At 40.3% G+C, this 17,280-nt stretch carries 26 protein-coding genes; all 26 read left to right on the plus strand.

Annotated elements, in window-relative coordinates; genetic code table 11:
• The first annotated feature begins 40 nt into the window (after positions 1-40).
• The 26 genes from rpoC (at position 41) to rplO (ending at position 17,278) form a co-directional block, all read left to right on the plus strand.
• Positions 41-4,354 carry a DNA-directed RNA polymerase subunit beta' gene (gene rpoC / locus HMJ38_RS03120; protein WP_194972915.1) on the plus strand — a complete coding sequence of 1,438 codons (4,314 nt, stop codon included), beginning with the start codon at positions 41-43 and terminating at the stop codon, positions 4,352-4,354.
• 67 nt (positions 4,355-4,421) lie between these two features.
• Positions 4,422-4,745: a DUF3467 domain-containing protein gene (locus HMJ38_RS03125; RefSeq protein WP_194972916.1), complete on the plus strand. Its 324-nt coding sequence runs from the start codon at positions 4,422-4,424 to the stop codon at positions 4,743-4,745.
• Between the two features lie 100 nt (positions 4,746-4,845).
• On the plus strand, positions 4,846-5,256 hold the full coding sequence (rpsL, locus tag HMJ38_RS03130; RefSeq protein WP_075349317.1) for a 30S ribosomal protein S12: 411 nt from the start codon (positions 4,846-4,848) through the stop codon (positions 5,254-5,256).
• Positions 5,257-5,275: 19 nt separating this feature from the next.
• Positions 5,276-5,743 carry a 30S ribosomal protein S7 gene (rpsG, locus tag HMJ38_RS03135; protein WP_194972917.1) on the plus strand — a complete coding sequence of 156 codons (468 nt, stop codon included), beginning with the start codon at positions 5,276-5,278 and terminating at the stop codon, positions 5,741-5,743.
• A gap of 6 nt (positions 5,744-5,749) precedes the next feature.
• A complete protein-coding gene (fusA, locus tag HMJ38_RS03140; protein WP_194972918.1) occupies positions 5,750-7,867 on the plus strand; it encodes an elongation factor G in 2,118 nt (705 codons plus the stop codon).
• A 12-nt stretch (positions 7,868-7,879) separates the two neighbouring features.
• Complete coding sequence (gene rpsJ, locus HMJ38_RS03145; RefSeq protein ID WP_009183381.1) at positions 7,880-8,185, plus strand: 30S ribosomal protein S10; 306 nt, start codon at positions 7,880-7,882, stop codon at positions 8,183-8,185.
• A 254-nt stretch (positions 8,186-8,439) separates the two neighbouring features.
• Positions 8,440-9,072 (plus strand): 50S ribosomal protein L3, encoded by a 633-nt coding sequence (gene rplC / locus HMJ38_RS03150; RefSeq protein WP_194972919.1) that lies wholly within the window; start codon positions 8,440-8,442, stop codon positions 9,070-9,072.
• A gap of 4 nt (positions 9,073-9,076) precedes the next feature.
• A complete protein-coding gene (rplD, locus tag HMJ38_RS03155; RefSeq protein ID WP_194972920.1) occupies positions 9,077-9,709 on the plus strand; it encodes a 50S ribosomal protein L4 in 633 nt (210 codons plus the stop codon).
• Position 9,710: 1 nt separating this feature from the next.
• Positions 9,711-9,998, plus strand: a complete 288-nt coding sequence (rplW, locus tag HMJ38_RS03160; protein ID WP_194972921.1) for a 50S ribosomal protein L23 — start codon at positions 9,711-9,713, stop codon at positions 9,996-9,998.
• 13 nt (positions 9,999-10,011) lie between these two features.
• Positions 10,012-10,836, plus strand: a complete 825-nt coding sequence (rplB, locus tag HMJ38_RS03165; RefSeq protein WP_194972922.1) for a 50S ribosomal protein L2 — start codon at positions 10,012-10,014, stop codon at positions 10,834-10,836.
• A gap of 2 nt (positions 10,837-10,838) precedes the next feature.
• Positions 10,839-11,117 carry a 30S ribosomal protein S19 gene (rpsS, locus tag HMJ38_RS03170; protein WP_009034213.1) on the plus strand — a complete coding sequence of 93 codons (279 nt, stop codon included), beginning with the start codon at positions 10,839-10,841 and terminating at the stop codon, positions 11,115-11,117.
• A 2-nt stretch (positions 11,118-11,119) separates the two neighbouring features.
• Positions 11,120-11,509 (plus strand): 50S ribosomal protein L22, encoded by a 390-nt coding sequence (rplV, locus tag HMJ38_RS03175; protein WP_194972923.1) that lies wholly within the window; start codon positions 11,120-11,122, stop codon positions 11,507-11,509.
• A 9-nt stretch (positions 11,510-11,518) separates the two neighbouring features.
• Complete coding sequence (gene rpsC / locus HMJ38_RS03180) at positions 11,519-12,256, plus strand: 30S ribosomal protein S3 (RefSeq protein ID WP_194972924.1); 738 nt, start codon at positions 11,519-11,521, stop codon at positions 12,254-12,256.
• Between the two features lie 22 nt (positions 12,257-12,278).
• Complete coding sequence (rplP, locus tag HMJ38_RS03185; protein ID WP_194972925.1) at positions 12,279-12,698, plus strand: 50S ribosomal protein L16; 420 nt, start codon at positions 12,279-12,281, stop codon at positions 12,696-12,698.
• A gap of 8 nt (positions 12,699-12,706) precedes the next feature.
• A complete protein-coding gene (rpmC, locus tag HMJ38_RS03190; protein ID WP_194972926.1) occupies positions 12,707-12,901 on the plus strand; it encodes a 50S ribosomal protein L29 in 195 nt (64 codons plus the stop codon).
• Positions 12,902-12,909: 8 nt separating this feature from the next.
• Positions 12,910-13,173, plus strand: a complete 264-nt coding sequence (gene rpsQ / locus HMJ38_RS03195; RefSeq protein WP_194972927.1) for a 30S ribosomal protein S17 — start codon at positions 12,910-12,912, stop codon at positions 13,171-13,173.
• 2 nt (positions 13,174-13,175) lie between these two features.
• Positions 13,176-13,544 (plus strand): 50S ribosomal protein L14, encoded by a 369-nt coding sequence (gene rplN, locus HMJ38_RS03200; protein ID WP_084118513.1) that lies wholly within the window; start codon positions 13,176-13,178, stop codon positions 13,542-13,544.
• A 2-nt stretch (positions 13,545-13,546) separates the two neighbouring features.
• Positions 13,547-13,891: a 50S ribosomal protein L24 gene (gene rplX / locus HMJ38_RS03205; RefSeq protein WP_228779847.1), complete on the plus strand. Its 345-nt coding sequence runs from the start codon at positions 13,547-13,549 to the stop codon at positions 13,889-13,891.
• Positions 13,884-14,444 carry a 50S ribosomal protein L5 gene (gene rplE / locus HMJ38_RS03210; RefSeq protein WP_194972928.1) on the plus strand — a complete coding sequence of 187 codons (561 nt, stop codon included), beginning with the start codon at positions 13,884-13,886 and terminating at the stop codon, positions 14,442-14,444. Before rplX ends, rplE begins: the two co-directional genes overlap by 8 nt.
• Positions 14,445-14,446: 2 nt before the next feature.
• The gene (gene rpsN, locus HMJ38_RS03215; protein WP_009183368.1) at positions 14,447-14,716 is read left to right on the plus strand and encodes a 30S ribosomal protein S14; all 270 of its coding nucleotides are present in this window, start codon (positions 14,447-14,449) and stop codon (positions 14,714-14,716) included.
• Positions 14,717-14,801: 85 nt separating this feature from the next.
• A complete protein-coding gene (rpsH, locus tag HMJ38_RS03220; protein WP_194972929.1) occupies positions 14,802-15,197 on the plus strand; it encodes a 30S ribosomal protein S8 in 396 nt (131 codons plus the stop codon).
• Between the two features lie 9 nt (positions 15,198-15,206).
• Positions 15,207-15,764 (plus strand): 50S ribosomal protein L6, encoded by a 558-nt coding sequence (gene rplF / locus HMJ38_RS03225; RefSeq protein WP_194972930.1) that lies wholly within the window; start codon positions 15,207-15,209, stop codon positions 15,762-15,764.
• A gap of 5 nt (positions 15,765-15,769) precedes the next feature.
• Positions 15,770-16,120, plus strand: coding sequence for a 50S ribosomal protein L18 (rplR, locus tag HMJ38_RS03230; protein ID WP_194972931.1), 351 nt, complete (start codon positions 15,770-15,772; stop codon positions 16,118-16,120).
• Positions 16,121-16,126: 6 nt separating this feature from the next.
• Positions 16,127-16,645 (plus strand): 30S ribosomal protein S5, encoded by a 519-nt coding sequence (gene rpsE, locus HMJ38_RS03235; RefSeq protein ID WP_194972932.1) that lies wholly within the window; start codon positions 16,127-16,129, stop codon positions 16,643-16,645.
• Between the two features lie 4 nt (positions 16,646-16,649).
• Positions 16,650-16,829: a 50S ribosomal protein L30 gene (gene rpmD, locus HMJ38_RS03240; RefSeq protein ID WP_194972933.1), complete on the plus strand. Its 180-nt coding sequence runs from the start codon at positions 16,650-16,652 to the stop codon at positions 16,827-16,829.
• A 2-nt stretch (positions 16,830-16,831) separates the two neighbouring features.
• Positions 16,832-17,278 carry a 50S ribosomal protein L15 gene (rplO, locus tag HMJ38_RS03245; RefSeq protein WP_194972934.1) on the plus strand — a complete coding sequence of 149 codons (447 nt, stop codon included), beginning with the start codon at positions 16,832-16,834 and terminating at the stop codon, positions 17,276-17,278.
• Positions 17,279-17,280 lie beyond the last annotated feature (2 nt).

Below are 17,280 nucleotides of genomic sequence, written 5' to 3' on the forward strand. Positions count from 1 at the left end.
AAATGGGTCGAAAGACCCTTCACATATTTCTTCAACAATTATGGCGTTCAGAAAAAATAAAAAACTAAACAACGACTTTTCCAGAGTCACTATTAGTTTGGCCTCTCCAGAATCAATCCTGGATAGTTCACATGGTGAAGTGACGCAGCCCGAAACCATCAATTACAGAACATATAAGCCTGAAATGGGCGGTTTGTTTTGTGAGAGGATTTTCGGTCCTGTCAAAGATTGGGAATGTCATTGTGGAAAATATAAGCGCATAAGATATAAAGGCATCATTTGTGACCGATGTGGTGTTGAAGTGACTGAAAAGAAAGTCAGAAGAGAGAGAATGGGACATATCGAATTGGTTGTTCCTGTTGCTCATATCTGGTACTTTAAGTCTCTACCAAACAAGATTGGTTACCTTCTTGGCTTACCTACCAAAAAATTGGATCAGATTGTATATTATGAAAGATATGCAGTCATCCAAGCTGGTATCAAAGCCGAAGATGGTGTGCAGTATCTGGACTTTTTGACTGAAGACGAGTATTTGGATATCATGGACAAGCTTCCAAAAGAGAACCATATGCTCGATGACGAAGATCCAGGTAAATTTATTGCCAAAATGGGCGCAGAAGCAATCGAAATGCTTTTGGCCAGATTGGATTTGGATGATCTTTCTTACAGCTTGAGACATCAGGCAGCTACCGATACTTCCCAGCAAAGAAAAGCAGAAGCTTTGAAACGTTTGAAAGTAGTGGAAGCATTCAGAGAGGCAAGAACCAGGATTGAGAACAGACCTGAATGGATGGTTGTCAGAATGGTACCTGTCATTCCGCCTGAGTTGAGACCTTTGGTTCCTTTGGATGGTGGTAGATTTGCTACCTCTGATTTGAATGACCTGTATAGAAGGGTGATTATCAGAAACAACCGTTTGAAGAGATTGATAGATATCAAAGCTCCTGAGGTTATCTTGAGAAATGAGAAAAGGATGCTTCAGGAAGCTGTTGATTCCTTATTCGATAATTCAAGAAAAGTAAATGCGGTAAGATCAGATGGTAACCGTGCTTTGAAATCCCTTTCCGATATGTTGAAAGGTAAGCAAGGCCGATTCCGTCAAAACCTGCTCGGGAAAAGGGTGGATTATTCTGGACGTTCGGTTATTGTCGTTGGTCCTGAATTGAAACTCCATGAGTGTGGTCTTCCCAAAAATATGGCAGCAGAACTTTTCAAACCTTTTATCATCAGGAAACTGATTGAAAGAGGTATTGTAAAGACAGTAAAATCTGCCAAAAAGATTGTAGACAGAAAAGATCCTGTAGTTTGGGATATCCTAGAAAATGTATTGAAAGGACACCCTGTATTGCTAAACCGTGCTCCAACACTTCACAGATTAGGTATTCAGGCTTTCCAGCCAAAATTGATTGAAGGAAAAGCGATACAGTTACACCCATTGGTATGTACTGCATTCAATGCTGATTTTGACGGTGACCAGATGGCCGTTCACGTTCCCTTGGGACATGAAGCTATTTTGGAAGCCTCAACCTTGATGCTTTCCTCTCACAATATCCTAAACCCTGCCAATGGTGCACCTATAACTGTTCCTTCCCAGGATATGGTTCTTGGCCTGTATTATGTGACCAAGGGTAAAAAATCTACTCCCGAAGAAATTGTTCTTGGTGAAGGAATGACTTTCTACGGAGAAGAAGAGGTTATTATTGCCATGAATGAAGGTCTTGTTTCTCAACACGCTTTCATCAAATGCAAAGTTTCTTCAAGGAATGAAGATGGTGAATTGTTTGAGGAGATAGTTGAAACTGTTGCGGGGAGATTGATTTTCAATCAGTTTGTTCCAGAGCAGGTAGGATTTGTCAACGAATTATTGACCAAGAAAAAATTACAACAGATCATTTCTGATGTAGTGAAAATATGTGGTGTAGCTAGAACAGCACAGTTCTTGGATGATATCAAGAATTTAGGATTCCAAATGGCATATACCGGTGGTTTGTCTATGGGTCTGAATGATGTCATTATTCCAGAGGAAAAAGAACCGTTTATCAATAAAGCCAAAGAGGAAGTTGACCAGGTTTGGAACAACTATTTAATGGGTCTGATAACAGACAACGAAAGATACAACCAGGTAATTGATATTTGGACAAGGACCAACTCGCATCTGACCAACGTACTGATGAAGCAGATGGAGGAAGATAAGCAAGGCTTCAACGCAATCTATATGATGATGCACTCCGGAGCTAGAGGTTCCAGGGAACAGATTCGTCAGTTGGGTGGTATGAGAGGTCTGATGGCCAAGCCACAGAAAAACCTTCAAGGTTCTGTCGGTGAGATCATCGAAAACCCGATTCTTTCCAACTTCAAAGAAGGACTGGATGTATTGGAGTATTTTATCTCTACTCACGGTGCCCGTAAAGGTCTTGCCGATACTGCCTTGAAAACTGCTGATGCTGGTTACTTGACCAGAAGATTGGTTGATGTGGCGCAGGACATGATCGTTTCTGAAGAGGATTGCGGTACTTTGAGAGGTCTTGTTGTTCAGGCATTGAAAGACAATGACGAAATCGTAGAGCCACTATCTGAAAGGATTTTGGGAAGGGTTTCAGTACATGATGTATATGATCCTGTCTCAGAAGAATTGATTGTACTCTCTGGAGTTGAAATCACAGAAGATGTCGCTAAAAAGGTTGATGAATCTTCTATTGAAGAGGTTGAAATCAGATCTGTATTGACCTGTGAAACCAGAAGAGGGGTTTGTGCTAAGTGTTATGGACGTAACCTCACTACTGGCAACATGGTACAGGCGGGCGAATCTGTAGGTGTCATCGCGGCTCAGTCAATCGGTGAGCCTGGTACTCAGCTTACATTGAGAACTTTCCACGTAGGTGGTACAGCTTCCAACATTTCTGTTGAAGCGAGCATCAATGCCAAATTTGATGGTGTTATCGAATTCGAAGAAGAATTGAGATGGATCGATACCACCAACAAAGATGGAGAGAAAGTCTCTGTGGTAATGGGTAGATCAGGTGAAATCAAAATCAACGATGCCAAATCAGGAAAAATCCTTGTTTCAAACCATGTTCCTTACGGTGCATTGTTGAATGTCAAGGATGGCCAGAAGATAGCAAAAGGTGATTCTCTTTGTACTTGGGATCCATATAATGCTGTTATTCTTTCTGAGTTCGATGGTGAAATTGAATTTGACTCCATTATTGAAGGTATCACTTTCAAAGAAGTGGCAGATGATCAGACTGGATACAGGGAGAAGGTAATCATCGATACAAAAGATAAGACCAAAAACCCTGCTGTTATGGTAAATTACAATGGGGACGAAACTAAATCATACAACATCCCTGTTGGTGCCCACCTTGCCGTAGAACAAGGAGAGACTGTAAAATCAGGTCAGATATTGGTTAAAATCCCAAGATCTGTTGGTAAAACCAGGGATATTACTGGTGGTCTTCCAAGGGTAACCGAATTGTTCGAAGCAAGAAATCCTTCCAACCCGGCTGTGGTTTCTGAAATTGACGGTGTAGTTACTTATGGTGGCATCAAGAGAGGTAACCGTGAAATCTTCATTGAATCTAAGGATGGAGTGAAGAAAAGATACATGGTTTCTCTTTCCAAGCATATTCTTGTTCAGGAAAATGACTTTATCAGAGCAGGGGAAGCCTTGTCAGATGGAGCCATTACACCAAGCGATATCCTTTCTATCAAAGGACCAACTGCAGTACAGGAATATCTTGTAAATGAGATCCAAGAAGTTTACAGACTTCAAGGTGTAAAAATCAATGACAAGCACATTGAGGTGATTGTAAGCCAAATGATGCAGAAAGTTGAAATCCTTGATGCCGGAGACACAGGTTTCCTACAAAATCAGATTGTTGACAAGTGGGCATTCAGAGAAGAAAATGACACCATCCTTGACAAAAAGGTTGTGATGGATGCGGGTGACTCCTCTACATTAAAACCTGGTATGATCATTACTTCAAGAAGATTGAGGGATGAAAATTCAAGTCTGAAGCGTAAGGATCTTAAATTGGTTCAGGTAAGAGATGCAGAAACTGCTGTTTCCCAGCCAACACTTCAAGGTATCACTGCCGCCTCTTTGGGTACTGAAAGCTTTATCTCAGCTGCTTCCTTCCAGGAGACTACCAAGGTATTGAGTGAAGCCGCTATCAGAGGTAAGCGAGATGAACTGTTAGGATTGAAAGAAAACGTAATTGTAGGTCATTTGATCCCGGCAGGTACGGGTCAAAGACACCTTAAGAATATCATTATCGGTTCAATGGAAGAATATGACAGACTTTCCGGTGAAAAGGAAAGATCTATCAGCAAATCCAGAGAAGCCGTAAAATAATCTTTGAAACGGATAAATTAAAAGGCCTGTATCCAATACAGGCCTTTTTTCATCAAACCAAATCAACATGGAAGACGGAAAAAAACCAAATCAGGACCAACAGATCAATGTTGAGCTCTCAGAAGAAGTTGCAGAAGGGATTTATTCCAACTTGGCTATGATAGCCCACTCCAATTCTGAATTTGTCATAGATTTCATCCGGTTGATGCCGGGCGTGCCCAAGGCCAAAGTGAAATCACGAATCATCATGACCCCAGATCATGCCAAAAGATTGTTGGCTGCATTGAAGGATAATATTGGGAAATATGAACAGGCTTTCGGCAAAATCGAAGGGGGTTCTGAAGGGCCTAGTTTCCCAATGAACTTTGGGGGGACATTTGGGGAGGCTTAATAAAAATATAACATCTTAATTTTGTTTGTTTTACCTATTTCCATACCTTTGCAGTCCAAAATTTACAAGTTTAAGGAAGTCAAATAAATTTTATCAGTTAATGCCTACTATACAACAGTTAGTAAGAAAAGGTAGAACCACTCTAGAGACCAAGTCCAAATCGAGAGCTTTGGATTCTTGTCCTCAAAGGAGGGGTGTGTGTACCAGGGTATACACTACCACACCCAAGAAGCCAAACTCAGCAATGAGAAAAGTGGCCAGGGTAAGATTGACGAATGGTAAAGAGGTGAATGCCTACATTCCCGGAGAAGGTCACAATTTGCAAGAGCACTCTATCGTATTGATCAGAGGTGGTCGTGTGAAAGATCTACCAGGTGTACGTTACCACATTATCAGAGGTGCATTGGATACTGCAGGAGTTAAGGACCGTAAGCAAGGTCGTTCCAAGTACGGTGCAAAAAGACCGAAGGCAGGCAAAGGTGCCCCAGCAGCCCCGGCAAAGAAAAAATAATTAAAATCATTCAGAAAAAATGAGAAAATCGAAACCAAAAAAGAGGTACATTCTTCCCGATCCTAAGTTTGGCGATACTTTGGTAACAAAGTTCGTGAACTGTCTTATGGTAGATGGCAAGAAGAGTATTGCTTACAAAATCTTCTACGACGCAGTTGAGAAGGTTGAACAAAAAGTAGGTGAGAACGGTCTTGAGGTTTGGAAAAAGGCGCTTAACAATATTACTCCCGCTGTAGAAGTGAAGAGTCGTAGGGTGGGTGGTGCTACTTTCCAGGTCCCAATGGAAGTTAGACCTGAAAGAAAAGTATCCCTAGGGATTAAGTGGATGATCACTTATTCAAGGAGAAGGGGTGAGAAAACTATGATGGACAGACTTGCGGGTGAGATCATCTCTGCTGCCAAAGGTGAAGGTGCTGCTGTAAAGAAAAAAGACGACACCCATAGAATGGCTGAAGCCAATAAAGCATTCTCACACTTTAGATTTTAATTGATAATGGCAAGAGATTTAAAATATACCAGAAACATCGGTATTGCTGCACACATTGATGCAGGTAAAACAACAACAACAGAGCGTATTCTTTTTTATTCAGGAGTTAGCCACAAAATAGGTGAGGTGCACGATGGTGCAGCTACTATGGACTGGATGGCGCAAGAGCAGGAAAGAGGTATTACCATTACATCTGCTGCTACTACTGTATTCTGGAATTATAGAGAGCAAAAATACCAGATCAACATCATTGATACTCCGGGACACGTGGATTTTACCGTTGAGGTAAACAGGTCTTTGAGGGTTCTTGATGGGTTGGTTTTTCTTTTTAGTGCTGTGGACGGTGTTGAGCCACAGTCTGAAACCAACTGGCGTTTGGCTGATAATTATAAAGTTGCCCGTATCGGATTCGTTAACAAAATGGACCGTGCCGGAGCGAATTTCCTTGAAGTTTGTAAACAAGTAAAAGAAATGCTGGGCAGCTACGCTGTTCCATTGCAACTTCCGATTGGTGCTGAAGATAAATTCAGAGGTGTGGTTGATTTGATCAACAACAGGGCTATCGTTTGGAATGAAGAAGATTTTGGAATGACATTCCAAGAAGTTCCTATTCCTGAAGATATGCTGGAAGAAGTTGCTGAATATAGAGAGCATTTGTTGGAGGCTGTAGCTGATTACGATGAGTCATTGATGGAGAAATTCTTTGATGATCCAGACTCTATTACAGAAGCTGAAATTTTGAAAGCCTTGAGAGCGGCGACCATCGATATGAAAATCGTACCAATGGTGTGTGGTTCTTCTTTCAAAAACAAAGGTGTTCAGACCATGTTGGATTTGGTGATGGAATTGCTTCCTTCTCCATTGGACAAAGATGATATCATCGCTACTGGATTGGATTCAGAAGAAGAGGTAGCCATCAAGCCTGATGAAACAGAACCATTTGCTGGTTTGGCCTTTAAAATTGCTACTGACCCATTCGTAGGTCGTCTTTGTTTTGTAAGAGCTTATTCAGGTATTCTTGATTCAGGTTCTTATGTATTCAATAGCCGATCTGGTAACAAAGAGCGAATTTCCAGGGTGTTTCAAATGCACGCCAACAAACAAAACCAAATCGAAAGATTGGTAGCGGGAGATATTGGTGCTGTGGTTGGTTTCAAAGACATCAAGACTGGAGATACACTTTGTGATGAGAAAAGAAAGGTTGTATTAGAATCAATGGTATTCCCTGAGCCGGTTATCGGATATGCAATTGAGCCCAAAAAACAGGCAGATGTTGATAAATTGGGAATGGCAATTTCTAAATTGGTTGAAGAAGATCCTACACTACAAGTGCACACTGATCAGGAAACAGGTCAGACCATCTTAAGAGGTATGGGTGAACTTCACCTTGAAATCATCATTGACCGTCTGAAAAGAGAATTCAAAGTTGAAATCAATCAAGGTGCTCCTCAGGTTGCTTATAAAGAAGCTTTGTTTGGTTCAGTTGAACACAAAGAAGTTTACAAAAAGCAAACCGGTGGTAAAGGTAAATTTGCAGATATCGTATTCGAACTTGGACCTAAGGATCCTGATCCTGAGACAAACGAGATCAAAGCAGGCCTTGACTTTGTCAATGGTATAGTTGGTGGTGTGATTCCAAGGGAATTCATTCCTGCCATCCAGAAAGGTTTTAATGAAGCTATGAAAAATGGCCCATTGGCAGGATATCCTGTTGAAGCCATGAAAGTAAGGTTGTTCCACGGATCATTCCACGATGTCGATTCAGATGCTTTGTCTTTTGAATTGGCTGCAAGGATCGGTTTCAAAGAAGCTGCCAAGAAATGTAGGCCACAACTTTTGGAGCCTATCATGTCTGTGGAAGTTGTGACTCCTGATGAGTATACTGGACCGATCACAGGAGACTTGAACAGAAGAAGAGGAGTGATGAAGGGAATGGATACCAAAGGTACTTCATCCGTCATCAAAGCAGCAGTACCGTTGTCAGAATTGTTTGGCTATGTGACTGACTTAAGAACCAATTCCTCAGGAAGAGCTTCTGCATCCTTGACTTTCTCACATTATGAGCCTGTGCCAAACAATATTGCAGAAACTGTGATTGCTAAAGTTAAAGGTGAAAAGGCCTAAATTCTAATTGAAATGAATCAGAAAATCAGAATAAAACTAAAATCATACGATCATAGCCTGGTGGATAAGTCATCAGAGAAGATTGTGAAAGCGGTAAAAGCAACCGGAGCTATTGTGGTTGGGCCAATCCCTTTGCCTACTAAGAAGGAGAAATTTACTGTGTTGAAATCACCACACGTAAATAAGAAAGCCAGAGATCAATATCAGCTTTGCACTTACAAAAGATTGGTAGATATCTACAGCAATAGTTCCAAGACTGTTGATGCATTGATGAAGATCGAACTTCCTAGTGGAGTAGATGTAGAAATCAAAGTCTGACGTCCAAATTATATAGAATTTGAAAAACCTGTCCGCCCCGGCCGACGGGTTTTTCTTTTGCCTTCAATTGACTTAAAAATATATTTGAGTGCTATTGCCTTAAATGTTGCCTGATTGCCAAATATATTTTTGTAATTAATTGAAAATATTAAAGTTGGGATTTGTATGCTGGGTATAAATTCCTAACTTTGCAGTCCTTAAAATCCGCCCAAGCACTTAATTGCTTGAGTGATAAAGTTATTATACAACAGAAGATGTCTGGAATAATAGGTAAAAAAGTTGGAATGACTAGTATTTTCAGTGCCGATGGGCGAAATGTCGCATGCACGTTAATAGAAGCTGGTCCTTGCGTAGTGACGCAAGTAAAAAATGTAGAAACAGACGGGTACAACGCTGTGCAGTTGGCATTCGGTGAGCGGAAGGAGAAAAACACTCCCAAGCCATTGATCGGTCACTTTAAAAAGGCCGGTACGACGCCAAAACAGAAAGTTGTTGAATTCAGAGACTTTAGGGTCGAATTCGAAGGCCAAGTTGATCTTGGTAAAACCGTAGAAGCCGGTCAAGTATTTATCGAAGGAGACTTCGTGGATGCCATCGGAACCTCAAAAGGTAAAGGATTCCAAGGCGTTGTCAAAAGACATGGCTTTGGAGGTGTTGGTGGTCAAACCCACGGTCAGCACAACAGACAGAGACACCCTGGATCAATTGGTGCCTGTTCCTGGCCTTCCAGAGTATTTAAAGGTATGAGAATGGCAGGTAGAATGGGTGGAGACAGAGTGAAGATTGTCAATCTTCGGGTGCTCAAAATCTACCCTGAAAAGAACCTGTTAGTGGTAAGTGGTTCAGTCCCTGGTCCAAAAAATTCTTTCGTCATTATAGAGAAGTAGGAAAATGGAATTAGCAGTATTTAAACATAACGGTGAAGAGACAGGTAGAACAGTCAGTCTTTCAGACGACATTTTCGCGATCGAACCAAATGATCATGCGATCTATCTTGACGTAAAGCAGTATTTGGCTAACCAAAGACAGGGAACTCACAAATCCAAGGAAAGAAATGAAATTGCTGGATCTACCAAAAAGATTAAAAAGCAAAAGGGTACCGGTGGTGCTAGAGCTGGCTCTATCAAATCCCCGGTTTTCAGAGGAGGAGGTAGAGTATTTGGTCCAAGACCCAGAGATTATTCTTTCAAATTGAACAAGAAATTGAAGCAATTGGCTAGAAAATCTGCTTTATCATATAAAGTGAAGGATAACGGTTTGATGATTTTGGAAAACTTGTCATTTGATAGCCCAAAGACTAAAAACTACATCGCATTGCTGAATGGACTTTCTCTATCAGGTAAGAAGACCTTATTGGTTCTTCCGGAGGTAAATAAGAATGTTTATTTATCAAGCAGAAATTTGCCCAAGACAAAAGTAACTACAGTTGACAGTGTGAATACCTATGATGTATTGGACGCTGAAAACCTGGTTTTGTGCGAAGGTTCAGTAAGTAAGTTAGAAACCCTTTTATTGAAACAATAAGATGCAGATACTTAAGAAACCTTTGATTACGGAAAAAATCTCTGCGATGAATGAGCAAGGGGTTTATGGATTTGTAGTGGAAAAAACTGCTACGAAGCCAGAAATCAAAAGAGCTATAGAGAAAGTGTATGGCGTAAAGGTTGAAGATGTGCGTACGATGAGATACGCAGGTAAACCAAAAACAAGATACACCAAGACTAAAATCGTTTCCGGATTTAGCAACGCTTACAAAAAAGCAATTGTAAAAGTAGCTGAAGGAGAAATTATTGATTTTTACGGAGAAATTTAATTGAATCATAATCATGGCAGTTAAAAAATTAAAACCTGTAACCCCAGGAACCAGATTCAGAGTAGCTCCGGCGTTTGATGAACTTACAGCATCAAAACCAGAGAAGTCTCTATTGGCTCCGTTAAAGAAAACAGGTGGTAGAAATAGTGCAGGTAAAATGACCAACCGATATATCGGTGGAGGTCACAAGAGAAGACTTAGAGTCATTGATTTTAAGAGAGACAAGTTTGGCGTTCCGGCAGTAGTGAAAACTATTGAATACGATCCAAACAGAACTGCCCGCATAGCTTTGTTATTCTATGCGGATGGTGCAAAAACCTACATTATTGCCGCGGAAGGTTTGCAAGTCGGGCAAACGGTGATTTCCGGGGAGAGCGTTGCTCCTGAAGTTGGAAATGCGATGCATTTGATCAATGTACCACTTGGTACAATCGTGCACAACATTGAACTTAAGCCTGGTAAAGGCGGAGCTTTAGCTAGAAGTGCCGGTGGATACGGACAAGTAGTAGCAAGAGAAGGAAAATATGTTACCATCAAGTTGCCTTCAGGGGAAATGAGATTGGTACTTGGAACTTGTATTGCTACTGTGGGGACTGTTTCTAATGGTGATCACATGAATGTGGTATTGGGAAAAGCTGGTAGAAAGCGTTGGTTAGGTAGAAGACCGAGAACAAGAGGTGTAGCCATGAACCCTGTCGATCACCCAATGGGTGGTGGTGAAGGACGTTCTTCTGGTGGACATCCAAGGTCTAGAAATGGATTGCTTGCAAAAGGTAAGAAAACCAGATCTTCCAAGAAGTATTCGAACAAATTCATCATTAGTAAAAGATCTAAATAATTATGGCACGTTCATTAAAAAAAGGCCCTTATATAGAACACCATTTGGCCAAAAAAGTGGATGTTATGAACGAATCAGGCAAGAAGTCTGTCATCAAGACTTGGTCAAGAAGATCAATGATTTCGCCGGATTTCGTGGGACATACCTTTGCTGTGCATAACGGAAACAAATTTATTCCTGTTTTTGTAACAGACAATATGGTTGGTCATAAGCTTGGAGAATTTGCACCTACTAGAAACTTTAGAGGTCATATTGCCAAAAAAGATAAAGGAAAGAGATAATCATGGAAGCAATAGCAAGATTAAACAATGTTCCTACTTCTCCCCGCAAAATGCGATTGGTAGCTGACCTCGTAAGAGGTAAAAGAGTAGGGCAAGCATTAAGTATTTTGAAGTTTACTCCCAATCACGGAGCTATTAAGTTAGAAAAACTTCTTCTTTCTGCTGTGGCCAACTGGCAGGCAAAAAACCCTGATGAGAAATTAGAGGATGCTGATCTTTTTGTGAAAACCATCTTTGTAGATGGCGGACGTATGTTGAAAAGATTGAGACCTGCTCCACAGGGAAGAGCACACAGAATACGTAAAAGATCAAATCATGTAACCTTGGTTGTAGATTCTTACAGCACAGAAGTTACCGCTGATGAAGTAGAAACAACAGAAAAATCTAATTAAAATCAGACTATGGGACAAAAAGTAAACCCAATTGGTTTTAGGCTTGGTGTAATCAAAGGATGGGATTCCAACTGGTACGGAGGCAAAGACTTCGCTGAGAAGTTGTATGAAGATCAACAGATCAGAAAATACGTCAATGCCAGGATTCCAAAAGGAGGAATATCCAAAGTAATTATCGAAAGAACTTTGAAAAGAATCACCCTTACTATACATACAGCCCGCCCGGGTGTAGTAATTGGTAAGGGAGGAGCTGAAGTGGATAAGTTGAAAGAAGAATTGAAAAAATTGACCAGCAAAGATGTTCAGATTAACATTTTTGAAATTAAGCGTCCAGAAATGGATGCAAAATTGGTCGGAGAATCAATTGCACAACAACTTCAAGCCCGTATTTCTTTCAGGAGAGCTATGAAGCAATCCATTGCTGCTACCATGAGGGTTGGTGCCGAAGGTATCAAAGTAAAACTTTCAGGAAGATTGGGTGGTGCTGAAATGGCCAGGTCAGAAATGTATAAAGAAGGAAGAATTCCTCTGCATACTTTGAGAGCTGACATCGACTATGCTGTTTCCGAAGCAAATACTATTTATGGTATCATTGGTATCAAAGTTTGGATCTTCAAAGGTGAAGTTTACGGTAAAAGAGATTTATCTCCAAACGTAGGTGCAGCCAATGAGCCAAAATCCAACAATGCTGGTGCAAGAGGAAAGAGAAGAGAAGGTGGTCCAAAGAGAAGAAAGAGAAACAACTAACTTCACCTTTAAGTGAGAAATCATGTTACAGCCTAAGAGAACTAAATATAGAAAAATGCATAAGGGAAGAGTCAAAGGTTTGGCTCAAAGGGGGCATACGCTTTCCTTTGGCAACTTTGGCATCAAATCCCTTGAAGCTGGATGGATAACCTCCCGTCAGATTGAAGCAGCACGTATTGCGATGACGAGAGCAATGAAAAGAGAAGGTCAGGTTTGGATTAGAATTTTCCCTGATAAGCCTATTACCAAAAAACCTGCTGAGGTTCGTATGGGTAAGGGTAAAGGAGCACCTGAATATTGGGTTGCTGTGATCAAGCCGGGAACAATTCTATTTGAAGCAACCGGTGTAAACCTTGAAACAGCTGAAGAAGCTTTGAGACTTGCACAGCAGAAACTTCCGGTAAGCACAAGATTCGTAGTACGTAGAGATTACGTTGGATAATTAGAACTATGAAAAATACAGAAATCAGAGCACTTTCAGAAAGTGAAATCGCAGAGCGCATAGCCTCTGAACAAGCTAATTTGACAAAATTACGCTTTGCTCATGCTATCTCTCCAATAGAGAATCCGAATAAATTAAAGGAATCAAGACGTTTCATCGCGAGATTGAAAACAGCCTTGAGGGCAAAACAACTAGCTAAATAAGAAATAAGATGGCTACTACTGAGAGAAATCTTCGTAAAGAAAGAATAGGAAAAGTAGTCAGCAACAAAATGGAAAAATCCATTACCGTTGCTATCGAAAGGAGAGTAAAACATCCAATCTATGGCAAATTTGTTGCTAAGACTACCAAATTTATGGTTCATGACGAGAAAAATGATGCTCATGAGGGCGATGTCGTCCGCATAAGTGAAACTCGTCCGCTGAGTAAGAATAAGCGTTGGAGATTAGTAGAAATTATAGAAAGGGCTAAGTAATCATGATACAACAAGAATCAAGACTAGGTGTGGCTGACAATTCAGGCGCCAAAGAGGTGCTGGTCATCCGTGTTCTGGGAGGTACTAAAAAAAGGTATGCTTCCATCGGTGACAAGGTCGTTGTAACTGTTAAATCGGCTATTTCTTCCAGCAACATGAAAAAAGGTACCGTATCTAAGGCGGTTATCGTGAGAACGAAAAAAGAAATAAGGAGAAAAGACGGTTCATATATCAGATTTGAAGATAATGCGGCGGTACTTTTAAACAATAACGACGAGCCTAGAGGTACCCGTATTTTCGGTCCCGTGGCAAGAGAGTTGAGAGAAAAGCAGTTTATGAAAATCGTATCCTTGGCCCCAGAAGTATTGTAATCATGGAAAGAAAATTTAATAAACAACCAAAATTGCATATCAAGACCGGTGATACCGTTAAGGTAATTTCGGGAAATGACAAAGGCAAGACTGGCAAAATCCTTTCTGTTAACCTTCAAAAAAGAAGGGCCATTGTTGAAGGATTAAACATGGTAACAAAACATGTTAAACCTACAGCCTCAAATCCACAAGGTGGAATTGAAAAGAAAGAAGCTTCTATTCACGTAAGTAACCTGATGTTGGTTGATCCAAAAACCGGAGAAGCAACAAGAATCGGTAGAAAGCTTGGAGAGAACGGTAAATTAGTTAGGTATTCTAAAAAAACAGGGGAGGTAATCAATGGCTAAACCTAGAGTTAAAGATAGATATAACGCCGAAATCGTTCCTGCATTAAAGGAAAGATTCCAGTATAGTTCGGTAATGCAAGTTCCTAAGTTGACTAAGATTGTTATCAATAGAGGTATAGGAGCAGCAGTTGCGGACAAGAAGCTTGTTGATCAAGGAGTTGATGAACTTTCATTGATTACGGGTCAGAAAGCTGTCGCTACTATTGCCAAAACTTCAGTTTCCAACTTCAAGTTGAGAGAAGGTATGCCGATAGGTGCAAAGGTGACTTTGAGAGGGGATATAATGTATGAATTTCTTGACAGATTAATGACTGTTGCACTCCCTCGAGTACGTGATTTTAAAGGTATCAGTGATAAAGGTTTTGATGGAAGAGGTAATTATACACTTGGTGTTACCGAGCAGATTATCTTCCCTGAAATCAGTATTGAAAAAGTGAATAGAATCTCAGGTATGGATATCACATTTGTGACTTCCGCAGAAACCGATGAAGAGAGCCTTGCGCTTTTAAAATCTTTAGGTATGCCTTTCATTAATAAAAATAACCAAGAATAATTATGGCAAGAGAGTCATTAAAAGCTCGTGAGAGAAAAAGAGAACGCCTTGTAGCAAAGTATGCTAAGAAAAGAGCTGAATTGAAAGCTGCAGGTGATTTCGAAGCTTTGGATAAACTTCCTAAGAATTCATCTCCTGTTAGATTGCACAATAGATGCAAACTTACTGGTCGACCTAAGGGCTACATGAGAAAGTTTGGTATCAATAGGGTAACCTTCCGAGAAATGGCCTCCGCGGGCAAGATCCCAGGTGTAACCAAGTCTAGCTGGTAAAATTTAAGCAAGAGTTTTAATTCTGAAAATCATTGTGTAACTTTGCACGCCCATTACGGGACAGTGCAGTTAGACTTATATAAATATGACTGATCCAATAGCTGATTATCTAACAAGATTGAGAAATGCCATCAAGGCTACTCATAGAATCGTTGAGATACCTGCTTCTAATATCAAGAGGGAAATGACTAAGGTGCTTCATGATAAAGGATATATCCAAAACTATAAATTTGAAGAAGAAGGTCCTCAGGGAACTATCAAAATAGCTTTGAAATATAATCCCGCCACCAAGCAGAACGCCATCGTTAGCCTGAGCAGAATTAGTAAGCCAGGTTTGAGAAAATATGTAAAACACGAAGATCTCCCAAGAGTCATCAATGGCTTGGGTATCGCTATTCTTTCTACTTCCAAAGGCGTAATGACCGATAAAGAAGCAAGAACTGAAGGAGTCGGTGGAGAAGTACTTTGTTACGTTTATTAATATACTATTATGTCTAGAATAGGTAAAAAACCAATAAATATACCCTCGGGTGTTACTGTAGACGTGACAGCACATAATGTTGTCACTGTTAAAGGTCCCAAAGGTACGCTAAGCCGGGAAATCAATCCCGACATAGCTGTGAAAGTAGACGGTAATGATATTATTGTCGAAAGACCCACAGAATCAAAGAGACATAAATCACTACACGGCCTTTATCGTTCCTTGATCAATAACATGGTTATTGGTGTATCTGAAGGATACAAAAAAGAATTGGAATTGGTAGGTGTAGGTTATAAAGCATCAAATCAGGGTCAAGTTCTTGAGCTGGCCCTAGGATATTCACACAATATTTTCTTTGCATTGCCCGAGTCCATCAGTCTCAAAACTGAGACACCTAAAGGTAAAAATCCTTTGGTAACGTTGGAAGGTATAGATAAGGAATTGGTTGGTCAAATAGCTGCTAAAATCAAGGGCTTGCGTAAAGTTGAACCGTACAAAGGTAAAGGTGTACGTTTTGTCGGTGAAATTGTTAGACGTAAAGCTGGTAAAACTGCTGGTAAAAAATAATTAAGATGGCTTTTAACAAGAATTTAAGAAGACTTAGAATCAAGAAAAGTATCCGTAGAAAAATCTCCGGTACTGATTCTAGACCTCGTTTGGCAGTATTTAAAAGCAATACTGGTATTTATGCCCAATTAGTGGATGATCTCAAAGGTCATACTTTGGCTACGGCTTCTTCCAAAGAACTCGGTGTTATTAGTAACACAACCATTTCTGTTTCCAAAGAAGTGGGTAAAAAACTTGCTGAGAAAGCAGTCGCAAATGGATTTACTGAAGTTGTTTTCGACAGAAGTGGATACCTATATCATGGTAATGTTAAAGCTCTTGCCGATGGTGCAAGAGAAGGAGGCCTTAAATTTTAATTGATTATGTCTCAAATAAGAAGAAAACCCATTAGGGCAACAGATACAGAATTAAAAGAGAAAGTAGTAGCTATCAACCGTGTTGCCAAAGTGGTGAAAGGTGGTAGAAGATTCTCCTTCTCAGCAATAGTTGTAGTAGGTGACGGACAAGGTGTCGTAGGTTATGGCCTTGGAAAAGCGAACGAAGTTACTGATGCAATTACCAAAGGTATCGAAGATGCGAAGAAAAATTTGGTAAGAGTTCCGGTTTTGAAAGGTACTATTCCTCACGAACAACTCGGAAAATTTGGCGGTGGTTTCGTATTGATCAAGCCAGCTGCGGCAGGTACCGGAGTAATTGCCGGTGGTGCGATGCGTGCTGTTTTGGAAAGTGCCGGCGTAACGGACGTTTTGGCTAAATCCAAAGGATCTTCTAATCCACACAACGTTGTAAAAGCAACGATTGATGCCTTGGTTCAACTAAGAGATGCGATTGCCGTTTCCCAACAAAGAAGCGTGAAAATGTCAAAAGTTTTTAACGGTTAAGAAGATGGCTAAAATTAAAATTACTCAAGTAAAGAGTACTATAAAAAGACCAAAAGACCAAAAGGCAACTATTATTGCCCTAGGTCTTGGTAAAATCAACAGAACTGTAGAGATTGAAAGTAATCCTGCAATTGCTGGTATGGTTAGAAAAGTGAGTCACCTTGTAAAAGTGGAGGAAGTTTAATCATGAAATTACATACATTAAAACCCGCAGAAGGTTCCATAAAATCCAGAAAGAGAATCGGTAGAGGTACAGGTTCAGGTAGAGGTGGTACTTCTACCAGAGGACATAAAGGAGCTAAATCAAGGTCCGGTTATAAATCTAAACTAGGTTTTGAAGGTGGTCAAATGCCCCTACAAAGAAGAGTTCCGAAATTTGGTTTTAAAAGCCTTAACAAGACAATTTGTAAGCCCATCAACTTGGATGCAATTCAAGCATTAGCGACAGAATTCAATTTAGATACCATTTCATTTGATGCAATGGTAGAGCATGGATTAGTTTCTAAGAAAGATGTTGTAAAAGTGTTGGGTAGAGGCGAACTTACAGCCAAATTAAATGTTAGTGCACACTTATTCTCGGCTTCAGCTATTGAAGCAATCGAAAAAGTTGGCGGAACAGTAAACAAGCTCTAATT

This window comes from Aquiflexum lacus (assembly GCF_015476655.1).
GTDB classification, from domain to species: Bacteria; Bacteroidota; Bacteroidia; order Cytophagales; family Cyclobacteriaceae; genus Aquiflexum; species Aquiflexum lacus.